17 protein-coding genes are annotated in these 22,060 nt (G+C 69.0%); 3 read left to right on the top strand and 14 right to left on the bottom strand.

The features are described 5' to 3' along the window. Positions 1 to 40: 40 nt before the first annotated feature. From AC3RXZ_RS09320 to AC3RXZ_RS09360, 9 genes are all read right to left on the bottom strand, one after another. Positions 41 to 805 carry an ABC transporter permease gene (locus AC3RXZ_RS09320; RefSeq protein WP_243229127.1) on the bottom strand — a complete coding sequence of 255 codons (765 nt, stop codon included), beginning with the start codon at positions 803 to 805 and terminating at the stop codon, positions 41 to 43. After that, entirely contained in the window at positions 802 to 1,602 is an 801-nt protein-coding gene (locus AC3RXZ_RS09325; RefSeq protein ID WP_243229125.1) for an ABC transporter ATP-binding protein, read from the bottom strand. The genes AC3RXZ_RS09320 and AC3RXZ_RS09325 overlap by 4 nt, the downstream gene beginning before the upstream one ends. After that, the gene (locus AC3RXZ_RS09330; protein ID WP_243229124.1) at positions 1,599 to 1,970 is read right to left on the bottom strand and encodes a DUF1048 domain-containing protein; all 372 of its coding nucleotides are present in this window, start codon (positions 1,968 to 1,970) and stop codon (positions 1,599 to 1,601) included. Before AC3RXZ_RS09330 ends, AC3RXZ_RS09325 begins: the two co-directional genes overlap by 4 nt. A 1-nt stretch (position 1,971) precedes the next feature. Continuing rightward, positions 1,972 to 2,328: a PadR family transcriptional regulator gene (locus tag AC3RXZ_RS09335; RefSeq protein WP_243229122.1), complete on the bottom strand. Its 357-nt coding sequence runs from the start codon at positions 2,326 to 2,328 to the stop codon at positions 1,972 to 1,974. Between the two features lie 155 nt (positions 2,329 to 2,483). Beyond that, complete coding sequence (locus tag AC3RXZ_RS09340; protein ID WP_498265586.1) at positions 2,484 to 3,041, bottom strand: hypothetical protein; 558 nt, start codon at positions 3,039 to 3,041, stop codon at positions 2,484 to 2,486. Positions 3,042 to 3,049: 8 nt separating this feature from the next. After that, complete coding sequence (locus AC3RXZ_RS09345) at positions 3,050 to 4,717, bottom strand: helix-turn-helix domain-containing protein (protein ID WP_243229118.1); 1,668 nt, start codon at positions 4,715 to 4,717, stop codon at positions 3,050 to 3,052. Between the two features lie 170 nt (positions 4,718 to 4,887). Beyond that, on the bottom strand, positions 4,888 to 10,824 hold the full coding sequence (locus tag AC3RXZ_RS09350) for a DUF7927 domain-containing protein (RefSeq protein ID WP_243229117.1): 5,937 nt from the start codon (positions 10,822 to 10,824) through the stop codon (positions 4,888 to 4,890). 242 nt (positions 10,825 to 11,066) lie between these two features. After that, a complete protein-coding gene (locus tag AC3RXZ_RS09355) occupies positions 11,067 to 12,230 on the bottom strand; it encodes an acyl-CoA dehydrogenase family protein (RefSeq protein ID WP_243229116.1) in 1,164 nt (387 codons plus the stop codon). A gap of 139 nt (positions 12,231 to 12,369) precedes the next feature. Beyond that, a complete protein-coding gene (locus AC3RXZ_RS09360) occupies positions 12,370 to 13,290 on the bottom strand; it encodes a M15 family metallopeptidase (protein WP_243229115.1) in 921 nt (306 codons plus the stop codon). A 109-nt stretch (positions 13,291 to 13,399) separates the two neighbouring features. On the opposite strand from AC3RXZ_RS09360, the gene AC3RXZ_RS09365 reads away from it, so the two are divergent. Genes AC3RXZ_RS09365 through AC3RXZ_RS09375 form a run of 3 tightly spaced genes read left to right on the top strand, consistent with a single transcriptional unit; the run spans position 13,400 to position 16,160 of the window. Further along, complete coding sequence (locus AC3RXZ_RS09365) at positions 13,400 to 14,425, top strand: zinc-dependent alcohol dehydrogenase (RefSeq protein ID WP_243229114.1); 1,026 nt, start codon at positions 13,400 to 13,402, stop codon at positions 14,423 to 14,425. Then, positions 14,422 to 15,180, top strand: coding sequence for an SDR family oxidoreductase (locus tag AC3RXZ_RS09370; protein WP_243229112.1), 759 nt, complete (start codon positions 14,422 to 14,424; stop codon positions 15,178 to 15,180). Before AC3RXZ_RS09365 ends, AC3RXZ_RS09370 begins: the two co-directional genes overlap by 4 nt. Continuing rightward, on the top strand, positions 15,165 to 16,160 hold the full coding sequence (locus AC3RXZ_RS09375; RefSeq protein ID WP_491493842.1) for an aldo/keto reductase: 996 nt from the start codon (positions 15,165 to 15,167) through the stop codon (positions 16,158 to 16,160). Before AC3RXZ_RS09370 ends, AC3RXZ_RS09375 begins: the two co-directional genes overlap by 16 nt. Before the next feature lie 38 nt (positions 16,161 to 16,198). On the opposite strand, the gene AC3RXZ_RS09380 is transcribed toward AC3RXZ_RS09375, so the two are convergent. From AC3RXZ_RS09380 to AC3RXZ_RS09400, 5 genes are read right to left on the bottom strand one after another with little or no spacing between them, the layout of a single operon-like run. Further along, positions 16,199 to 17,713: an aldehyde dehydrogenase (NADP(+)) gene (locus AC3RXZ_RS09380; protein WP_491493843.1), complete on the bottom strand. Its 1,515-nt coding sequence runs from the start codon at positions 17,711 to 17,713 to the stop codon at positions 16,199 to 16,201. Beyond that, positions 17,710 to 18,888: a fumarylacetoacetate hydrolase family protein gene (locus tag AC3RXZ_RS09385; protein WP_491493844.1), complete on the bottom strand. Its 1,179-nt coding sequence runs from the start codon at positions 18,886 to 18,888 to the stop codon at positions 17,710 to 17,712. Before AC3RXZ_RS09385 ends, AC3RXZ_RS09380 begins: the two co-directional genes overlap by 4 nt. A gap of 30 nt (positions 18,889 to 18,918) precedes the next feature. After that, complete coding sequence (locus AC3RXZ_RS09390; RefSeq protein ID WP_243229104.1) at positions 18,919 to 19,701, bottom strand: enoyl-CoA hydratase/isomerase family protein; 783 nt, start codon at positions 19,699 to 19,701, stop codon at positions 18,919 to 18,921. Then, positions 19,698 to 20,825 carry a type 2 periplasmic-binding domain-containing protein gene (locus tag AC3RXZ_RS09395; RefSeq protein ID WP_491493845.1) on the bottom strand — a complete coding sequence of 376 codons (1,128 nt, stop codon included), beginning with the start codon at positions 20,823 to 20,825 and terminating at the stop codon, positions 19,698 to 19,700. The genes AC3RXZ_RS09390 and AC3RXZ_RS09395 overlap by 4 nt, the downstream gene beginning before the upstream one ends. Next, positions 20,822 to 22,051 (bottom strand): CaiB/BaiF CoA transferase family protein, encoded by a 1,230-nt coding sequence (locus AC3RXZ_RS09400; RefSeq protein WP_491493846.1) that lies wholly within the window; start codon positions 22,049 to 22,051, stop codon positions 20,822 to 20,824. Before AC3RXZ_RS09400 ends, AC3RXZ_RS09395 begins: the two co-directional genes overlap by 4 nt. Between the last annotated feature and the right edge of the window lie 9 nt (positions 22,052 to 22,060).

Genomic DNA, 22,060 nt, shown 5'->3' on the forward strand with positions numbered 1-22,060 from the left:
GATCCCAGGACCGGCGCTTCTGCTCCCGCTGCGTGAGTGCTCAGCGCAGCTTCTTGCGGTAGACGGCCACCGCCCCGAAGTAGGCGACCACCAGGATGCCGACGAGCCATGCCAGCGCGACCCAGATGTCGGACCCGACCGGCTGCTCGGCGAACAGCGCTCGGATCGTGTTGACGATCGAGGTGACGGGCTGGTTCTCCGCGAACCAGGCGACCGGCCCCGGCATGGTGTCCGTGGGGACGAACGCCGAGCTGATGAACGGAAGGAAGATCAGCGGGTAGCTGAACGCGCTCGCACCGTCCACCGTCTTGGCCGACAGACCGGCGATCACAGCCACCCAGGTCAACGCCAGGGTGAACAGCACGAGGATTCCCGCCACGCCCAGCCACGCCGCGAAGGACGCCCCGGTGCGGAAGCCCATGAGCAGCGCCACGCCGATCACGATCGCGATCGAGACGAGGTTCGACACCAGCGACGTGAGCACGTGGGCCCACAGGACGCTGGATCGGCCGATCGGCATGGACTGGAACCGCTCGAAGATGCCGCCCTGCATGTCCAGGAACAGCCGGTACGCGGTGTAGGCGATGCCCGAGGCGACCGTGATCAGCAGGATGCCGGGGAGCATGTAGTTGATGTACGACTCATCGGAGCCGGTGTTGATGGCACCGCCGAACACGTACGTGAACAGCAGCATCAGCGCGACGGGCGTGACCGCCGTGGTGATGATGGTGTCGGGGCTGCGCAGGATGTGGCGCAGCGAGCGACCGGTCAGGACGCCGGTGTCGCTCAGGACGTGCGTGGTCATGACGCGCTCCCTTCCGTGGATGCCGCCGAGGCGGAGTCGGTCTCGCCGGTCTCTCCGACGAGGGCGAGGAAGACCTCCTCGAGGGTGGGCTGCTTCTCGACGTACTCGACGGTGGCCGCGGGAAGCAGGCGCTTGAGCTCGTCGAGCGTGCCGTTCTGGATGATCGTGCCCTTGTGCAGGATCGCGATGCGGTCGGCGAGCTGTTCGGCCTCGTCGAGATACTGGGTGGTCAGCAGCACGGTGGTGCCGCCCTTCGCGAGCTGGCGCACCGTGTCCCAGACCTCGATGCGCGACTGCGGGTCCAGGCCCGTGGTCGGCTCGTCGAGGAAGATGATCGGCGGGTTGCCGACCAGGCTCATGGCGATGTCCAGTCGCCGGCGCATCCCGCCGGAGTACTCGCCCGCCTTGCGTCCGCCGGCATCCGTGAGCGAGAACCGCGCGAGCATGTCGTCGGCGATCGCTCCGGGATTCTTGAGGTGACGGAGCTTCGCGATGAGCACGAGGTTCTCGCGTCCGGTGAGCACCTCGTCGACGGCCGCGAACTGCCCCGTGAGGCTGATCGACTCGCGGACGTCGTTCGGTGCCGACGCGACGTCGAAGCCCTGGACGGATGCGGTTCCGGCATCCGCCTTGAGCAGCGTCGAGAGGATGCGCACCAGCGTCGTCTTGCCGGCTCCGTTCGAGCCGAGCAGGGCGAAGATGCTGCCGGAGGCGACGTCGAAGTCGACGCCGCGGAGCACCTCGAGGTCCTTGAAGGACTTGCGGATGCCGCGCACCTGGATGGATGCGGTGGTCATGATCGGGTCTCCTTTCCGATGGCCTCGTCGAACGCCTTGTTCAGACGAGCGCGCTCCTTGTCGATCCATTCCTTGCCGCGGTAGGACTTGGCGAACGTCTCGGTGAAGTCCACCGGGTCGTCGCCGACGATGTCCCGGACCGGCGTGCCGTCGACGGCCGCCCGCTCCCAGAGGTCGGCGAGGTCGGTGAACATCGTCATCATCGTGTCGCCGTCGACGATGCCGCCGTAGTACAGGAAGTACCGGTGCATCGCGGTGGCCGCGGTGCGGTAGGGCTCCGGCAGAGCCTCGATCCGCGCCTTGTCCTGCCGGTACTGCTTCTTCTGCTCGAGCGATCCGGTGAGCGCTTCGATCCACTTCGCTGCCATTTCAGTTCCCTTCGGTCGTGCTGCTGTCGTTGCTGTCGATGTGGTGGAGCTGTTCGATGCGGTCTGCGAGGAAGCTCCAGGTCCTCCAGAACTCGGCGAGCTGGTCCCGCCCCTGCGCATTCAGCGAATACACCTTGCGCGGCGGGCCCTTCTCGGACGGGACCTTCTCCACGTCCACGAGGCCCTTCTGCTCGATGCGCACGAGCAGCGCGTACACGGTGCCTTCGGCGATGTCCGAGAAGCCGCGGTCCCGCAGCCACGAGGTGATCTCGTAGCCGTAGGCCGACCTCTCCGCGAGGATCGCGAGGACGATGCCCTCGAGGGTGCCCTTGAGCATCTCCGTCATCTGGCTTGCCATGCGATCACCTCCTTCTACTCAGTGATGTTGACTACCAGTAGAAAGTAACACTGAGTACCGGTACTTGGCAACACTGAATAGCAAAAGAGTTCCACCAGCGCCGTGCGGACGCGAAGAAGCCCCGGTCGGAGGACCACAGGGCTCGTGAAGGGGGCTCAGCGGGAGCGCACGCCGACTCTGCGGAGCCCTGCGCTCAGCGCGACCGCAGCGCCGGCCGCCGCGCCTTCGCCGAGGACGCGCGCGGCCAGAGTCGCGGTGAGGATGAAGGGTGTCAGATGAGCCGAGGAGAAGACGGGCAGCGAGACCACGAACAGGGCTGCGGCCGCGCACGCCGCGGCGGCTGCGAGGCGCCCCCGGCTCGGGACGCCGCGTCGTCGGAGGACGAGGTCGAACACGCTCGATCCGACGACGAGCACGATCAGCACGAGCGGGCCGACGGCACTGAACGGCCAGATGAGCACCCCGGCGACACCCGACGTGATGGTCGCCGTCCATGGCGTTCCTGTGAGCACCCGAGCCAGGAACGGCATGAGACTGTGGACGGCGGCGAGAAGCGCATACGCCGGCGGGAACACCGCGGCGGCTCCGGGCGAGAGCGCCGAGAGGGAAGCGGACAACACGGTCTGGACGGCGGCGAGCGCACCGCAGACCATAAGCGTCCGGGTCGTGAGGCCCGTGCCGCCTGATCGCGGAGCGGTACCTCCGCCCGACATCCGGTCCGTCACCGATCGACCGGCGGCGAGAGGAGGTGGTGGTGGAAGGCGGCCGCGAGCGCCTCCTCCCTGTTGCGCGCCCCGAGCTTCTTGTAGAGACGCTTCAGGTGGCTCTTGACGGTGTTGACGGAGACGAAGAGCTCCCCCGCGATCTCGCTGAGCACCCCGGATCGCGACAGGGCGTTGAGCACGGCCTGCTCACGTCCTGTGAGCTGCGGTCCGTCGGTGTGCGCCAGCAGCGGCTGAGGCGCCCACCTCCTGGTCAGGTCGTGAGCGCCTTCTGCCGTGAGGGCATCCGCGAGCACCAGGGCGTCCTGGGGCGGAACGAGCTGGATCGCGATCCGCTGGTCGGTCTGGCGCATCATCGCGATGAGCTGCTGCAGGACGGCACCGGTCCGACGATCACGACCGGTGCGAAGGCCGGCCGCCGCCTCGATCGCGAGGGCTTCGAGATGAGTGCGGGCGCTCTGCGGCGACCCGGCGATCGACCTCAGCTCCTTGAGCGCTTCTCCGGTGCGATCCGTCGCCAGGGCCAGGCGCGCCCGGTCGACGTGGTCCTGCGGCCGCTTGCCGGCATCGGTGCGCAGGATCCTCTCGGCAGCGGTGTAGTTGCCCAGCGCGACATGCAGAAGGCTTCGCGTCGAGGAGAGCCGCTGTCGCACGGCTCGCGGGTCGCCGTCCCCCTGGCGGAGCGCGGAGTACTCTTCGAGCTCCGCGAGCCCGAGCGAGGGATCACCGCCGAGCAGTCTCGCCAGCCCCTGCACGCGCACGATCGCGGTCCAATGCTCGATGCTCCGGCGGTCGTGCTCCATCGTGTCGAGGTGCGTCTGCGCTCCGGTCGTGTCGGCGTCCTCCAGGGCGAGCATCGCCTCGGCGAGTCGATAGAACGTACCCGGGTACATCCGCCGCTGCTCGTCGGTCCAGGGCTCGCCCCGCGCCAGGAGCACGAACTCGCGGGCTTCCGCGAGATTGCCGCTGAGCGCATGGATGCCGGCGGACATCGACAGGTTCCCGAAGCTCGACCGGTCGGAGGTACCGGCTTCGGCATACCCCCGCGCGAACACGCGCAACGCCTCGTCCTCCTGGTCGCCGTAGAAGAGACTGATCCCCAGTTGGGAGTAGACCCGCGGAAGGTAGCCGATGAGCGCGGCCCGCTCCTCGCGCATGCCGTCCAGGGTCTTCACTCCGGCCCTGGCCGAGCTGACCGACAGAGCATGCTTGCCGATCAGCCGCAGCGCCGAGCTCTCGCTCGCGAGGACCAGTGCCCGCTCCGCCGGTGACAGACGGGTGGGAAGCGAGCGCACGCCGGTCGCGGCGAGACCGAAGTAGTGGACGGCCTTGGATCGCCGGAAGCCGTCGCCGTTGATGGCGAGTCCGAGCGCCATCGCCAGGAGCGGGTGGGACATGAGCTGCGCGGCGCTGAGGCCTTCGAGGGCGTCGATCACGTGCGAGCGGTGGACGTCCTTGAGCAGATCGAACCAGCCGACCCGGAGCACGTCGACCGCCAGATCGAGATCGCCTCGCTCGATCGCCACGATCAGCGCTTCACCGAAGGCCCCTACCCGCATCAAAGTGAGAATGTGCTCGCCGGCGTGCTCGGGCAGGCTGTCGAGCAGTTCCCGTGAGGGTGCATAGGTCTCGTTCGACGTGTCCGAGGGTGGGTCTGCGATCGTCATGTCTCTTGGGGGGTCGGTGGTTTTCGGCCACCCCCAGGCTGACCTCTCTCTGATGCTAGTCGGCGCCGCGACCACGGCGGACCGGCTGGCGCGATCTGCGCCAGGTCTGGCACGTTCTGCCGGAGCGCGTCACCTCCGCATGCTGCGGGGGCGACGCGCTCCGGCACGGGTCAGTCGACGACCAGGGTCTCCCGCTCACGACGACGGATACCGAGCAACAGCGCTCCGCCGATCAGGAGCACGCCGGCCAGACCGGCGACGCCCCAGGCGATCGCTCCACCGGTGACCGCGAGCGGCGGTGCCGGAGGCACCTCGTGCGTGGTGGCGCAAGCACCGTCCGGATCGCAGATCGCCCGCTCGTCGGGGCTCGTGACCACGTTGCGGAGCTCGGCCGGACCGGCAGCGGTGACCGTGACGGAGTAGGTGATCGTTGCCGTCTCGCCCTGCGCGAGGTCTCCCGTCCAGGTCAGCGTGTTCCCGTCGCGGGAGACGTTTCCCGCCGACGCTTCGGCATCGTCGTTCCAGCGGGCGTCGTCGAGCACCTCGGTGAGGTCATCGGTGACGATCGCGTCCGTCACAGCACCGTCACCGCGCTGGGTCACGGCGACCGTGTACGTCACGGTCTCGCCGGCGCTCACCTCGGTTCCGGATGCCGGATCGGAGGTCTTGGAATACACGTACCCGCCGGTCTTGTGAACCGTGCGGCATCCCTCCGTGCCATCCTCCGCCGTCACGCACTCGCCCCCCGGCGACGGAGACGTCACGACGTTCGCCAGGGTCGTGTTACCCGCACCCGTCACCGTCACGGAATACGTGATCGTCACGGATTCACCGGGAGCCAGATCTCCGTTCCAGGTGAGCGTCGGCCCGTCGACTGCGGCCGTTCCGGCCGTGGCCGCCACGTCGCCGTTGTAGTCGGCGTCGTCGATCACGTCGGACAGGTCGTCGACCAGCGAACCCGCGACAGCGGCCGGGCCCTGCTGCTGGACCGTCACCGTGTAGGTCACGACATCTCCCGCCTGCACGTCGCTGTTGTGGATCGGGTCCGCCATCTTCGAGAAGGTGAACCGACCCGTCTGATGCGTGGTCGTGCAATCCGGGTTCTCATCCGCGGCCGGCACGCACTCGCCGTTCTCACCCGGCGTCACGACGTTCGTGAGCGTCATGTCGCCCTCGCCCGTCACGGTCACCGAGTAGGTGATCGTCGCCGTCGCGCCGACGGCCAGGTCGCCCGACCAGCTCAGTGCCGTGCTGTCGGCATCGAACGCCGCCTCGCCAGCGGACGCCGCGAGGTCGTCGTTCCAGGTGGCGTCGTCCAGCACCGCGGACAGGTCATCGTCGAACGAGGCATCCGCGACCGCTCCGGCACCGCGCTGGGCCACCGTGACGGTGTAGGTGATGGTGTCGCCGACGGCGACATCAGATCCCGGAGCGGCGACCGCGGTCTTCGACACGGAGTAGTCGCCGGTCCGGTGCGTGGTCGTGCACCCGTCCTCCGCACATCCGTCGCTGGTCACGACGTTGGTGAGTTCGGTGTCCCCGGCGCCGGTCACCGTCACCGAGTAGGTCACGGTGACGACGTCATCCACCCCGAGATCGCCGGACCAGGAGAGGATCGGTGCGCTGAAGTCGACATCGCCCGCGGACGCCGCGAGGTCGTCGTTCCAGGTCGCGTCGTCCAGCACCGCGGACAGGTCGTCGGTGAACGAGGCGCCCTCGACGGCCGCCTCCCCGACCTGGCTGACCGTGACCGTGTAGTCGATCGTGTCGCCGATCTGCACGTCGGAACCGGATGCGGGATCCGACGTCTTCTCGGTCTCGTACCGGCCCGTGAGGTGCTCGGTCGCGCAGTCGCCCGCGGTCTCGCAGCCCGGAGACTGCACCGTGTTGCCGATGAGCGTGTCGCCGGCCGCCGTCACCGTCACCGAGTAGGTCACCGTCGCGACGTCGCCGGGGCCGAGGTCTCCCGTCCAGGCGATGATCCCGTTCTCGTACGTGAACTCACCTGCGGATGCGGCAATGTCATTGTTGAATGTGGCGTCATCGAGCACGTTGGCCAGGTCGTCGTTGAAGAACTGACCGACCACGCGCCCCTCGCCCGACTGGGTCACGGTCACCGTGTACGTGATCACATCGCCGACCTGCACGGCCGAACCGGATGCCGGATCCGCCGTCTTCACGGTCGTGTACGTCGCGGTGTAGTGATCGGTGCTGCACGCGCCCTCCGAGGCGCAGCCTTCGCTGCTGACCACGTTGCGCAGATGCGTGTCGCCCTCACCCGTGACGGTCACCGTGTAGGTGATCGTCACGACGTCGTCTACCGCGAGGTCGCCCGACCATGTCAGCGACGCCGTGGCGGCATCGAAGTCCGCCGTGCCGGCCGAAGCACCCAGATCGCCGTTCCACGTCGCGTCGTCCAGCACTCCCGACAGATCATCGACCAGCGACGCACCGTCGAACGACGCTTCACCGATCTGCGTCACCGTCACGGTGTACTCGATCGTGTCGCCGATCTCGACGTTCGATCCGTCAGCGGGATCGGAGGACTTCTCCACGGAATAGTCCGCGATGAGGTGCTCCGTGCTGCACGCGTCCACGCAACCCGGGCTCGCGACCTGATTGCCGACGGTGTAGTCGCCGTCCGCCGCGAGGGCTGCCGAGTCCTTCACCGTCACGGAGTACGTCACCGTCGCGACCTCGCCGACCGGCACCGTGCCGGTCCACGACAGCACGCCGTCGGTGACGGATGCCGTGCCGATCGATGCCGACACGTCGCCGTTGTACACGGCGTCGTCCAGCACCGCCGACAGGTCGTCGCTGAACTGCGCGACGGCAGGAACGTCGCCCTGCTGGGTCACGGTCACGGTGTAGGTGATCGTGTCGCCGGGCTCCACCGTCTCACCAGAGGCCGGGTCGGACGACTTCTCCGTCTCGTAGTTCACGACCTGCACACCGGCCGGATCGCAGAGGATGGTCGGGGCCGCGGCGTCCGGCGGCGTGTCTGCCGTGCCGCACGCCGTGTTCACGACGGTGCCCCCGCCGGTCATCGTGACCGTGTACTCGTGCACGTCCTGCTCGCCGCGCGCCAACTCCTCGACGACGAAGGAACCCTCGGGGAAGAGGTCGTCCGTGATCTCGAGGTTGGTCAGCGTCCCCTGACCGATGTTCTCCACCACGATCCGGTACGAGACCTCGTCACCGACCCGGTAGGTCGGGAACTCCGCGGTGCTGTTGGCGTCCACCCACTCGCCGTCGACATCCTGCACGTACTTCTTCAGGTCGACGCCGTAGCAGTTGGCGATCTGCATGACCGCGGAAGACAGCATCGGCAGGGCCGTGTGCTCCGCCCACGAGCTGGCCGTGTTCACCAGGATCTGGCCCGGCTTGTTGTCGTCCTCGGCGGGAGCCTGACAGCTCGATCCCGCGGGAGTCTCGAACCCGATGCGGACGATCTGGCTCGCGCCCGGAGCGAGCTCCGGTCCGACGATGCGGATCGCCGTCGGATGATCGACGGGAGTCGTCGACCACCCGACCGTGTTGCCGCTGACCGACCCCGGCGTCCCGCCGTTCGACGCATCACGCGGGTCCGTGCTGAGATCGGCGAGCGGTGCCGTCGAGTAGTACACCGTCGCTCCCGCCGGCGCATCGACGCCCGTCACGGTGTACGTGCCGTCGATGTCCGTCCCGCGTCCGTCTCCGACAGCGGGCAGGATGTCGATCGTGTCGGTGAAGTCGCTCGCGACCGGGTCCTGGGAGTTGATCGTCAGCACCCACGCCGAGCTGTCGCCGTCGAAGGACAGCACGTTGGCTTCGGCGGACTTGCCGAACATCGTGGCGGATGCGCTCGGGACGGTGACCGTCGCCGTGGCGGTGCGACCCGGCGTGGTGGCCGGTCGATTGTCGCCGGGCACGTTGATCACCGCGGTGTTGACGAGGTTCGTGCCGGGCGCGATCACGCTGTCGGCGGGGCGCTGCGCCTGGTATCTGATGTTCTGGAACACGTTGGCCTCGACCCCGTTGAAGTTCCAGGTCAGGGTGCGACCGTCCGCGCTCACGCTCGTGGGGGCCGGCTCACCGGACCCGGCGACGTACTCCATCCCGGCGGGGAGGGTGTCCACGACCGAGAACGACACCGGAGGCGGACTCGTGACGAGGTTCTGCGCCTGTGCCCGCAACGAGTACGTCACCGGCACCCCCGGTTCGGCCGTCGTGCTCGAGACCGCCTTCTCCAGCAGCCCCATCGGACCCTGCAGCCGGAAAGCGTCTCGATACCCCTGCATATTAGGGCCGTAGGTGCTCCCCGGAAGGTTGACCCCGCCCGGCGTCGTGCTGATGTTCACCCAGTTGTTGAGGTTCGGATAGCCGGGCCAGGTGGTCGCCGGGTTGTTCGGCGAGTTGAAAGCACCGGCCGTCCACCCCTCACCGCTTGTCGGGGCGTCCTCGTCGATGGGGCCGAGTGCTCGCACGAAGGCGTAGCCCTGGGCAGTCCGCTGCCGGTCAACGGTCGGGTCCCAGGTCATCTTGACAGCAGTGACCCCTGCCGGGAGCTGCATCAGGATGCCGCTCCCGATGCGCGGGTCGGTCAACTGACCGTCCGGCGGCACGACCTCGATCCACTTCGAGCTCGGGGCGGCTTCACCGCACGTCTCCGTCTTGGTGTCGATGGGGGCGGTCGTGTAGTAGAACCGCGCCGTCGTGTAGTGGAGGTATCCCTGGCCGGCATCCCAGCCACCGCCGTCGAACCAGGTTGGCACGAACACCGGGTTCTGGCTCATCGTGCACAGACCCGCCAACTGCGCCCCTCCGGCCCCTTGATAGCCGTTCCACATCGCCGAGTTGGCCTGCATGTACAAGGGCAACCGGTCGATGGTGCCGTCCGCGATGGCTGCGTAATAATCGTCCAGGTCGTCGATGCCCGGCTGGGGCAGCTCGACGCCCGCGCCGGTACCGGGACTGACCCACAGGTTCGTGTCCCACGCCGAGCGAGAGGCGGCGACGTCTCCGGCCCAGTGGTTGGTGAAGCCGCCCGGGGGCACGAGAGTCGTGTTCGAGGAGTTGTTCGCCGCGTCCCCGTCGGAGCGCGTGGTGCCGTCGGCGAATGTGAACACACCCGGCGCGGCGGTGAACGTGACGTTGGTCACCTGCGTGACAGGGGCCGGAATGCTGAACCGCACGGTGCCCGAGGCGATGTAGGCGCCGTTGCCGGGCAGGGGCTGCCCCAGGCTGTCCTTGGTGGGCGTGTTGACCAGCGTGTAGTCCAGGTCCGACAAGGACACCGTGTAACTGGTGCCGGATCCGCTCACCGCACAGGACGGGAAATTGGTGCGGTCACTCTGCGCGGGATCGGAGTAGGGCTGCCCCGTTGCCGGGGAGCTGGTGCCGATCGGCGCACAGCCCTCCCACTGCAGCCCGTTGAGCGCGCCCGCGACGTTCGTGCCGAGCGTGACGGGGAACGAGTACGTCGCGGGTCCGGGCACGCTGCCCGCCGCGAGGATCAGCGAGTAGTTCATCGACACGAACGTGCGATCGCCACCCGTTCGACTCGGCCCGGTGCCGCCCTGGTATGCCTGCCCAGGTGCGGAGTTCAGCGAGAGGTCCATGCCGTATGTGTAGGTGATGGGAAGCGGCCCGGGATCGGCGGGACCGGCCTCATCGACGGCCGTGTCCGATGTCGCCGTGCCGACGACCGTCAGCTCCCCGCCATCCGCGGAAGAAGCTCGCAGAGGGGTCTGGATGACGGTCGAGGTGCCTTCCTCAACCGTCCCGAGGTTGCACAGCAGCGTCGTCCCGTCTTCCGAGATCTCCGAGACCGGCGTGACGTCGCGGACCAGACAGACCGACGGGATGCTGGTGAAGACGCCGTTGCCGGCGGTCAGCGTCGCACGGACGTTCTCGACCGGCTCGTTCGAGAAGGGGTCGCTCGAGTCGTTCGTGTTGACCCGCCACTCGGCCCTGACCGGCTGTCCGAACGGCGCCTCGGTCGGCGCGGGATCTCCGGCCCAGGTCGCGGTGATCTCATGCGTCGACTGCGGCGCCGCGGTCGCCGCCATCGCTGGGAACAGCGACAACGTCAGCGACGAGATCACGGCGGCGACGCCCAGTCCCATCGCCCTCCGCGAGGAGCCGAGCAGAGTGCGCTCGCTCTCATTCCTCCGGCGTCTTTCGGGCAACCACGATCGTCCCACGAATATCCCCTCCCACACTGCGGACAGAGCAGTCCAGGACCATTCCTATGCGGTTTCGATGCCCGCCGGAGCCGATTTCACCCCGACTTCACCCCGGGCGACCGCCTGTGGGCATGACGAAGGCCGCCCGCATCCGATGCGGACGGCCTTCTCGGGTCAGCGCGTCAGCGCTTCCCGGCGATCTGACGGCTCACGATGTCGCGCATGATCTCGTTCGTACCGCCGTAGATGCGGTGCACCCGGGCATCCAGGAAGGCGCGCGCGATCGGATACTCGGTGATGTAGCCGTAGCCTCCGTGCAGCTGGACGCCGATGTCGAGAACCTCCCACTCGCGCTCGGTCGCCCAGAACTTGATCTTCGCGGCCTCTTCGGCCGAGAGCTTCTTGTCCTTGTACGCCAGCAGCGCGCGGTCGATGTACGCCCAGAGCGCGTCGACCGTCGCGGACATGTCGGCGATCTTGAAGCGCGTGTTCTGGAAGTCGATGACGCGCTCCCCGAACGCCTCACGATCCTTCGTGTAGGCGACGGTCCAGTCGAAGGCGGCCTGGGCGGCCGCCGCGCCGGCGACCGCGATCGACAGGCGCTCGAGAGGGAGGTTCATCATCAGCTGGATGAACCCCTGTCCCTCCTGGCCGCTGATCAGGTTCTCGTCGGGGACGAACACGTCGCTGAACGAGAGCTCGGCGGTGTCGTGGCCGTGGAAGCCCATCTTGTTGAGCTTCTTGCCGTGGTCGAAGCCCTCCATGCCGTTCTCGATCAGCACGAGGCTGAAGGCGTCGGGGCGGTTGCCCTCGCCGGTCTTGACGAACGTGACGACGAGGTCGGCGGTCTTCCCGGAGGAGATGAACGTCTTCGCCCCGTTGACGATGTAGCCGCCGTCGACCTTCTTCGCGGTGGTCTTGATGCCCCGCAGGTCGCTTCCGGCGCCCGGCTCGGTCATGGCGAGCGCGCCGATGATCTCACCGGTCGCCATGCGCGGCAGCCACTTCTCCTTCTGCTCCTGCGTGCCCATGTGCACCAGGTACGGCACGGCCAGATCGTCCTGGATGCCGAAGGCGCCGGCGAGGGAACCGGCACCGGCCGCGATGATCTCCTCGTTCACGATGGCGCGGAACCGGTAGTCCTGCAGCATCCCCGCGCCGCCGAACTCCTCGGGAACGCTCAGCCCGATGATTCCGGCCTCTCCGGCAGCGAGCATCGTCTCGCGGTCGACCTCGCCCGCGGCATCCCACCGCTCGATGGCCTCATTCGTGACGTAGCGCTTCACGAAGTCCTTCACGAGATCCCGGAATGCCTCGTGGTCCTCTTCGTAGATGTCGCGTTCCATGCCGTCCTCCCGAACGTGTCGTGCGTCGTTGCTGCCGCGATTCTATGCCGACGCCCGATGCCGCCCCAGCCGATTGTGGAATGCGTTCCCACATTCAGTGAGACCGGGTACCGCCGTTGTGGGGTGGGACCAGATGCGCTCAGCCGGCGTAGTCGGGGGCGGCGGGGAGCCCGAAGAACTCCTCGAGCGTCGTGTATCCGCCGGCGTGATACGCGGCGGCGAGCTCCGGACCGATGTAGCGCAGGTGCCAGGGCTCCGGCGAATACCCGGTGACCGAGGTCTCGCCGTCGAGGTAGCGGACGATGTACCCGTACTCCCAGGCGTGCTCGCTCACCCAGTCGCTCTCGCGCGTTCCGCCGAAGTCGTGGATGCCGCCGCACCCGTTGCCGCAGGACACGACGTCCAGCGCGAGACCGGTCTGATGCTCGCTGTATCCGGGACGCGCGGAGACCTCGTCGGCGGCGTTCTGGCCGGTGGCTGCGACGTGCTGCCGGTAGGTGTTCTGCTGCATGCCGTACGACCGGTACCCGTTGTTCATTCCGAGGCGGCCGGCGCCGGCATCCGACAGCGCTCCGGCGAGCGCGTCGATCGCCTCCGTGGCCTCGGCGCGCATCGAACCCGCCGTCGTCGTGGTCTGCAGAGCCGTGTCTACCAGACCCGTCGGCGTGAAGTCCGCGTCGAGCGGTCGAGCCTTGTTGACCACCACCCAGATCCGATCGGGGTCGGTGAGCGAGATGCACGGCGCGTTCCCGGCGGCGACCGCCGCACGGAAAGCCTCGCCGCCGCCGAACGCCGCGATCGTCGCCGCGTCGTCGCCCGAGGCCACGGCATCCTGCACGGCCGCCTCCGCACACGGGTCGACGGCGACTGTCGCCTCGACGTCCACCGGAGGCAGGTGGAGCGCGACGGCGGGGACGGGCTGCTCGACGGGCGCGGGAGCCGGGACGTCCGCCAGCGCCCACAGCGCCCCGATCGCCGTCACCGCGACGCCGATGGGCAGCGCGATGGCCAGGGTCCGGGGTCGCGGTGCGGCGTGTCGGGGTGCCGTCGCCTCGCTCATCCGTCCATTCTCTCCTGCCCGGCTGAGCGCTGACCCGCCGGCCAGGAACCCAATTGATCATTCATCATACGTCCTAGTAATCTGGAGCTTCACGAGTGAGGAGCATTCAGTGCTGACTGCGAACTATGTGGGCGACCGCACCATCGACATCCGCGAGGCCGAGCCCGAACCGCCTGCCCGAGGCGAAGTGCAGATCGCTGTCGCCTACACCGGTTTGTGCGGCACCGATCTGCACATCCTGCATGGGCACATGGATGCCCGTGTCCGGACGCCGCTCGTCTTCGGTCACGAGATGAGCGGAATCGTCTCCGCTCTCGGCGACGGCGTCTCGGGATGGTCCGTCGGCGACAAGGTCACGGTCATGCCCCTCGCCTGGGACGGCACGTGCCCCGCCTGCGTCGCCGGCAACCAGCACATCTGCCAGAACCTGGACTTCATCGGAATCGACTCCCCCGGATCGCTCCAGGGGCGATGGAACGTCCCCGCCGCCGCCCTCGTCGCGGTCCCGAGTGCTGTGCCGCTGGATCATGCCGCCCTGGTGGAACCCGTGGCCGTCGCGGTGCACGACGTGCGACGCTCGGAGCTCACGGCGGGCCAGAAGGCCGTCGTCATCGGTGGCGGTCCGATCGGCACTCTGATCGCGACGGTCGCCCGGCACGCCGGCGCTGACGTCACTCTGATCGAGATCGACGGCGAACGCCGTGCACAGGCGGAGGGTCTCGGATTCACGACCCTCGACCCGTCGACCGTCGACCAGGTCGCGTGGGTCGACGAGTGGACGGGTGGGGCGGGAGCCGACGTCGTGTTCGAAGTGTCCGGCGCAGCGGCGGCCGTGCGCGGCATGACCGCGCTGGCCAAGGTGCGCGGGACGATCGTGGTCGTCGCGATCCATCCGACGCCGCGTGAGGTCGACCTGCAGCGCGTCTTCTGGCGCGAACTCCGCCTTCTCGGGGCGCGCGTCTACCAGCGCGACGACTTCGAGGCAGCCATCGAGCTGATCGCCGCAGGGGTGATCCCGACCGATCTCGTGATCAGCCGGGTCGTGCCGCTCACGGAGACCGCGGCCGCGTTCGCCGAGCTCGAGGCCGGACGGGCGATGAAGATCCTCGTCGACGTGCAGGCGGGCACCCGATGAGCGGGCCTTTCGACCTGACAGGTCGTCTCGCCGTCGTGACCGGCGCGAACCGCGGCATCGGCTTCGGCATCGCCACCGCTCTCGCGGACGCCGGCGCTGACATCATCGCGGTGAGCTCTCGCATCCCGGATTCCGGCAGCGAGATCGAGGCGGAGGTGAGAGCGAGGGGGCGCGAGTTCCGGGCGGTCCGGTGCGACCTCGCGGACGCCGACGCCGTCGCCGCCCTCGGCGCCGAGCTGCGCACGAGCGACGTGGACATCCTCGTGAACAACGCCGGGACCATCCTGCGCGCCCCGGCCGCCGAGCATCCGATGGAGTGGTTCGAACGCGTCCTCCGGATCAACCTCACGAGCCAGTTCGCGCTCGCGCAGGCCGTCGGAGGACGGATGCTCGAGCGCGGACGCGGGAAGATCGTGTTCACGGCGTCGCTGCTCAGCTTCCAGGGCGGGATCAACGTGCCCGGGTATGCCGCGGCCAAATCGGGGCTGACCGGGGTCGTCAAGGCGCTGTCGAACGAGTGGGCAGGGCGCGGGGTCAACGTCAACGCCATCGCCCCCGGGTACATCGCGACCGACAACACGCAGGCCCTGAGGGACGACCCTGAGCGCTCACGAGCCATCCTCGACAGGATCCCCGCGGGACGATGGGGCGAGGCGTCCGACCTCGGCGGAGCCGCGGTGTTCCTGTCGTCCCGCGCCTCCGACTACGTCGACGGCGTCGTGCTGCCGGTCGACGGCGGATGGCTGGGCCGCTGATGCAGGCCACCGCCCTCCGAACCGGCACGAGGCTCACGCGATTCGGGCTCGGCGGAGCCCAGCTCGGCAACCTCGGACGCGTCACGACGGACGCGCAGGCGCACTCGGCGGTGGAGGAGGCCTGGAACCGCGGCGTGCGCCTGTTCGACACCGCACCCCACTACGGGCTCGGATACTCCGAGCGGCGGCTCGGCGCGCTGCTGGCGGACCGGACGCGCCACGACTACGTGCTGTCGACGAAGGCCGGTCGCACTCTCGTCCCGCAGGATCACGCCACGGGGCAGCTCGATGACGGCGGATTCGCCGTGCCGGCCGCCTTCCGTCGCGCCTTCGACTTCTCGCGCGACGCGATTCTGCGCGGAATCGAGCAGAGCCTGGAGCGGCTCGGCCTCGACCGTCTCGACATCGTGTACCTGCACGATCCCGACGAGCACTGGGAGCAGGCTTCGAGTGACGGAATCGGCGCTCTCATCGAGCTGCGTGACCAGGGCGTCGTCGCCGCGATCGGCGTCGGCATGAACCAGTCCGCGATGCCGGCGCGCTTCGTGAGGGAGACGGACATCGACGTCGTGATGCTCGCGGGACGATACACCCTGCTCGAGCAGCCCGCACTGGACGACCTGCTTCCTGCGGCGCTCGAACACGGCGTCGGGATCGTGAACGTCGGCGTGTACAACTCCGGGCTGCTCTCGCGCCCCCGTGTGGCGCCCGACGCGACCTACGACTACGCGCCCGCCCCTCGGGACCTGATCGAGCGCGCCAACGCCATCGCCGTGGTCTGCGAGCAGTTCGGCAGCGACCTGCCCACCGCGGCGATGCAGTTCAGCATGCGGCATCCGGCCGTCACGTCCGTGGTTCTCGGATGCCGCGACGGCCGGCAGGTCGCGTCCAACGTCGACCGCCTCGAGGCGGACGTCCCCGACGCCCTGTGGGAGGCGCTCATCGAGCGGCGTCTGCTTCCCGAGGGCGTCTTCGGCTGACCGGCAGGTGCGGGGGTGACCCGCCGGACTCGCCCCGCTCAGCGGGAGGCGAGTTCCAGCGCCCCGTCCACGCGGCGGGGGATGTCGACCGGGCCGTCGCGCAGCTCGTCCGGGAGCACGTCGGAGGGGGCATCCTGCCACGCCAGCGGCCGCAGGAACCGGCGGATGGCTGTCACGCCGACCGAGGTGTGCTGGGTATTGGTCGCCGGCCACGGCCCGCCGTGGTTCATCGCCCACGACACTCGCACGCCGGTCGGGTAGCCGTCGTACACGATCCGTCCGACGAGCTCTCCGACGGCCTCGGTGAGCGCACGCCGGAGCTCCTCCTCCCCGGTCTCGGAGTGGATGGTCGCGGTCAGAGAACGCGGCACGGCCCCCAGCGCCTCGCGGACCTCCCCGATGCCGTCGTAGCGGATGAGCACGACGAGCGGCCCGAACGCCTCTTCGGCCACGGCCGCCGTCACGTCCGCAGCATCGATCTCGAGCACCGCGGGCGTCACCGAGAATCCCTCGGCCCCCACCCTCGGCTCGACGAGACTGCGGGCCCCGCCCTCGGCGATGAGCCGGGTGCGGATCTCGTCGAACGCGCCGTGGATGCGCGCGTTCAGCAGAGTCTGCTCCGCGGCGCTCTCCGCCCGATCGACGATGTCCGCCACGAGGGCGTCGCCGGCCGCTCCCTGCGGCACGAACGCGATCCCTGGTTTGGTGCACAGCTGACCCGCCGAGCCGGTGACCGAGCCGTACAGCCCCTCGCCGATCGCAGCGGTGCGCTGCACGGCGGCGCCGGGACTGACGATCAGCGGGTTGAGACTCGACAGCTCTCCGTAGAACGGGATCGGCGTCTCGCGCTCGTCGATGATCCCCTGCAGGACCCTGCCCGTGGACAGCGACCCGGTGAAGCCGACTGCGGCGATGCGCGGATCCGCGACGAGAGTCGCGCCCGCCTGCTGCCCGTAGACGATGCCGAGGGTTCCGGCGGGCACTCCGTACGCCGCTGCGGCGCGCTCGAGCGCGTCGAACGAACGCTGCGAGGTGACCAGGTGCGATCCGTGTGCCTTGATGACCACCGGGTTGCCCGCGGCGAGCGCGGACGCCGTGTCGCCCCCGACGACCGAGAACGCGAAGGGGAAGTTGCTCGCTCCGAACACGGCGACCGGCCCGATCGGGACGAGCATGCGCCGCACGTCGGGCGCGGGACCGAGCGGAGTGTCGCCGGCGTGATCGATGACGGCTTCGAGGTAGCCGCCGTCCTCCACGGCGTCGGCGAACAGTCGGAACTGGAACGCGCTGCGGCTCAGCTCGCCGTTCAGGCGCGCTTCGCTCAGGCCGGTCTCCGACATCGCGGCTCCGACGAGCGCCACCCGGTCCGTCTCGAGGCCGTCCGCCAGCGCACGCAGCAGCCCGGCCCGCCAGGTACGCGGTCGGGTACGCAGGTCCGCGAACGCCTCGGCCGCGGCAGCGGTGATCGCTGCGACACCGGCGTCGTCGGTCGCCGTGATGCGCGTGGGCGTGCTGGCTCCGGTGCGCGGGTCGACGGTCGACAGTGTCGTCATGCGTTCTTCCTTCCGATCAGGTCGCGCTCGGCGAGGTTGGCGATGAGCGCTCCGATGCCGAAGTCCCACGGCGCGATCTGCTCGCTGTGCCGTACGCGGTTCACGAGCGCACCGAGTCTCGGCGAGGCGATCCGCACCACGTCGCCGACGTGATGCGTGAAGCCGTGACCCGGTTCATCCCGATCGTCGGTCGGCGCGAACATCGTTCCCAAGTACAGCACGAAGCCGTCCGGATATGCATGGTGCGCACCGCTCGCCTGCCGGACGAGGTCGGCGGGGTCGCGGCTGATCTGCTCCATGTGCGAGCTCGCCTCCATGCGGAATCCGTCCAGGCCGCGCACGGACAGAGTGACGGTCTCCGTGCGCACGTCATCGAGACCGAAACCGGCGTCGAAGAGGCGGATGAACGGGCCGAGCGAAGCCGAGGCGTTGTTGTCCTTCGCCCGACCGAGCAGCAGGGCCGATCGGCCTTCGACGTCCCGGAGGTTGACGTCGTTCCCGAGAGTCGCCCCGACGATCGCTCCTGTCGACGAGACGACCAGGACCACCTCGGGCTCGGGGTTGTTCCACTGCGACTCGCTGAGGACGCCGACATCGCCGCCGGCGCCGATCGTGGCGAGCACCGGAGCCTTCGTGAAGATCTCGGCATCCGGGCCGATCCCGACCTCGAGGTACTGGCTCCACAGCCCCGCGTCGATGAGGACGTCCTTCAGGCGCAGAGCCTCGGCAGAGCCGGGAACGAGATCTCGCACGTCACCGCCGAGCGCGCCCAGGATCGTCTCGCGGATCCCCGAGGCGTCTTCGGCCTCACCGCGTGCCCGTTCCTCGATGATGCGCTCGAGCATCGAGACGGGAAACGTGACACCCGACGCCTTCACGACCTGGAGATCGATCGGAGACAGCAACCACGGCCTGCCGGTGTCGCGGTCATCGGGCGCCGTGTTCGCCCAGACATCCTCGAAAGCGCCGATCGCCCTGCCCGCGGCAGCGCGGACGGCGGTCGCCGGTTCCGCGGACTCGGTGAGCTCGCGCATCGTGGCGAACCTCGCCGACAGGTCGTACAGAACCCCGTCGCGGAGCGCGACGACGGCGGGTCCCTCCGGCAGCTGTACGCGGCCGACCAGCAGCGCGGCCGCCGCATCGATCGGCAGGATGTCCTGGAAGTCCTCGGTCATGATGCTCTCCTGTCTGTCCGTGAGCGTCCGTCAGCGTCCGCGGAAGGCGCCGGGACGCTTCTCCGCGAAGGCCGCGCGGCCTTCGACCGCGTCCTCCGTCGCGAAGGCGATGCCCTGCATCTCCCTTTCATAGGCGATCGCCTGGTCCTGCGGCAGGTTCCACGCCGCGCGCAGGTTCGCCTTCGCGGTCTCCGCCGCGATCGGGGGCCGGGCGGCGATGGTCGCGGCCAGCTCCTGCGCGCGTGCGAGCAGCGCGTCGGAGGAGACCACCTCGCTCACGAGACCCCAGGCCAGCGCGCGCTGCGCATCGATCGGATCACCGGTCATCAGCATGTACGCCGCATTGCTCGCTCCCACCGAACCTGCCAGCAGCGCGGACATCCCTCCCCCGCCGATCCAGCCGAGCTTGATCTCGGGGGCGGCGAAACTCGCGCTCTCGGCCGCGACGCGGATGTCGCAGGTCAGCGCGGCCTCCAGGCCGCCGCCGAACGCATAGCCGTTGACCGCGGCGATGACCGGCTTGCGCAACGCGCGCAGCGCATCGCAGTAGTCGCGCCGGTTGCGGAACTCCCAGGGCGTCGCGTACTGATCGAGCGTCGAGATGTCGCTGCCCGCGCTGAAGGCGCGCCCCGTACCGGTGTAGACGACGGCTCGGATGCCGGGGTCCTCGTTCAGCGCCCCGACGATGCCGACGAGCGAATCGCTCATCGCCTGTGTGACGGCGTTCAGCTTCTCGGGACGGTTCAGCCGCACCGTGGCGACCTGCCCGTCCGTCTCGACGACGATGAGGTCCGTGTCGGAGGAGATCGTCATGCGGGTTCCTTCTGTTCGAGCGGGATGGGCGTGCTCTGCAGCAGCGCGAAGCGCTCCTCGATCTCGTCGAGCGCGTCGTCCGGACGCCGCGCTCCCGCCAGGACGGCACGGACCGCCGCAGAGGCCAGGGACTGGAAGGGGATGTATCCCGGGAGCCGTGGACGGACCCAGGACGACTCGATCGTCGCGAGCGTCGCGGAGTAGAACCCGTGCGCCGCGGCATCCACCTCGGCATCGGTCCACGCCGCTCGGAGCCCTGGCTGACCGGCGTGCTGCGGGATGAAGCCTCGCTGCACCGGCTCGGAGAGCAGCCAGGCGAGGTGATCGAGCAGCCGCGCCGACGGCTCCGAGCGACGGGTGATGGCGATGCCCGTACCCCCGATCGTCGAGCCGACACGGCCGTCCGAAGCCGGCGGAGCGCCGAACGCGACGGAGTCCGAGCTGTAGTTCACGTAGCCGTAGACGAGCGGGACGAATCCGATGTCCCCGCGGTCGCGCATCCGGTCGAGCAGAGCGATCGGGTTGAGACCGTGCGTCCCTTCGGGGGCCCGCTGACTCAGGGACGTGAGGATGTCGAGCGCGCGAAGGGCGATCGGGCGATCGAACATCGCGCCGGCGTGACCGGGGTCGTCTCCCAGCGAGACGACGACGGAGCACAGGGAGAGGAACGCGTGCGGACCCGCCAGGCTGGTCGCCACGAGCCCGCTCTCGGCCAGGTCGACGGCCTCATCCCAGGTCTTCGGGGCGTTCGGCACCAGATCTCTCCTGCGGGCGGAGACCTGCGTCGCGGCATCCAGCGGCAGCGCCCACAATCGGCCCTGCATCCGGTACGAGGAGATGCTCGGCCCGACCGCGCCATCCGCCCATCGCGAGATCTGCGTGGAATCGAACAGCTCGTCGAGCGGGCGCAGACTGCGGGTCGACAGCGCATCGCCGAGGTGCGGATGGTCGAGGACCAGCAGGTCGTACCGCTGCGCCAGCTCATCGATCGGCGCGGACTCGAATCCTTCCAGGGACTGGACCTCCCACCGAAGCGTGTCGCCGTCTCCGAGGTCGCCGGAGGCGGCTTCGAGCGCACGACGTCCTCGTGGGTGGTCCCAGGTGAGCCCGATGTAGTCGGTCACGCGCTCACCGGGGTCCCCGCCGTCTGTGCGACGACTCCGGAGTCCAGCAGTGCACGGACCCGGTCCGCCCCGATGCCGAGCTCGGCGAGGATCTCACCGGTGTGCTCTCCGACGAGCGGCGCACCACGATCGATGCGCGCCGGAGTCTTCGTGAACCGGTACGGGAAGCCCGGCGTCTTCACCCGCCCCTCGGTGGGGTGGTCGTACTCGACGAACGTGCCGTTGTGGATGACCTGAGGATCGTTCACCAGCTCCTCGTACCCGTATACCGGCCCGACCCACATTCCCGCAGGCAGCAACGTGTCCAGCCAGTGCTGCGTCGTCCGCTCGCGCAGGTGCCCCGCGACGGCCGCGTACAGCTCGTCCCGGTGCGTCCAGCCGTGCTCCTCCGGGTCGAGTCCGGCGAACGACGGCTCTTCGAGAACCTCGCCGAGCTTCTCGAGATCCGCGAATCCGAGCGCGAGGTAGCCGTCCGAGGTCGCGAACACGCCGTACGGAGCCCGGATGTAGACGTGCGCGTTCGGCTCGGAACCGCGCTTCTGCGGCACTCCTCCCACCGTGTACACGCTGAGCTCCTGCATCTGGAGGGTCGTGAGGGCGTCGAGCATGTTGACGGTGACGAGCTGCCCTTCGCCGGTGCGCTCGCGGTGCAGCAGAGCCGCCAGCACGGCCTCGAACGCCGTGGATGCCGTCACGGCGTCCGCCAGGTACTGGCCGGCCGGGGACGGCGGCTCGCCTTCGCGCCCGGCCGAGAGCATGGCCCCGCTCATGGCCTGCAGGATGAGGTCCTGACCGGGACGGTCCTTGTAGGGTCCGTCCTCGCCGTAGCCCGACATCGAGACGTACACGAGCGACGGGTTGATCACCGACAGCGTCTCGTAGTCGAGCCCGAGCCGGGCCGCGACCCCGGGGCGGTAGTTCTGCAGGAAGACGTCGGCGCCGGCGATGAGCTCGCGCACGACCTCCTTGCCCGCCTCGGACTTGAGATCGACCGCGAGCGATCGCTTGTTGCGGTTGAGCGACAGGAAGGAGACGTTGATCTCGTTGCCCTTCGCACCTCCGGCGGCGGCGAAGCGCTGCCACTCACCGGCGGTCGGCTCGACCTTGATGACGTCGGCGCCCAGATCGCCCAGCCGCTGGGCGGCGAAGGGGCCGGCCATCGCGATCGAGCAGTCGATGACGCGATAGCCGTCGAGGATGCCGCGGGGAGTCGGGGATTCTGTCATGTCCTACCT

It is taken from the genome of Microbacterium cucumeris (genome assembly GCF_058349845.2).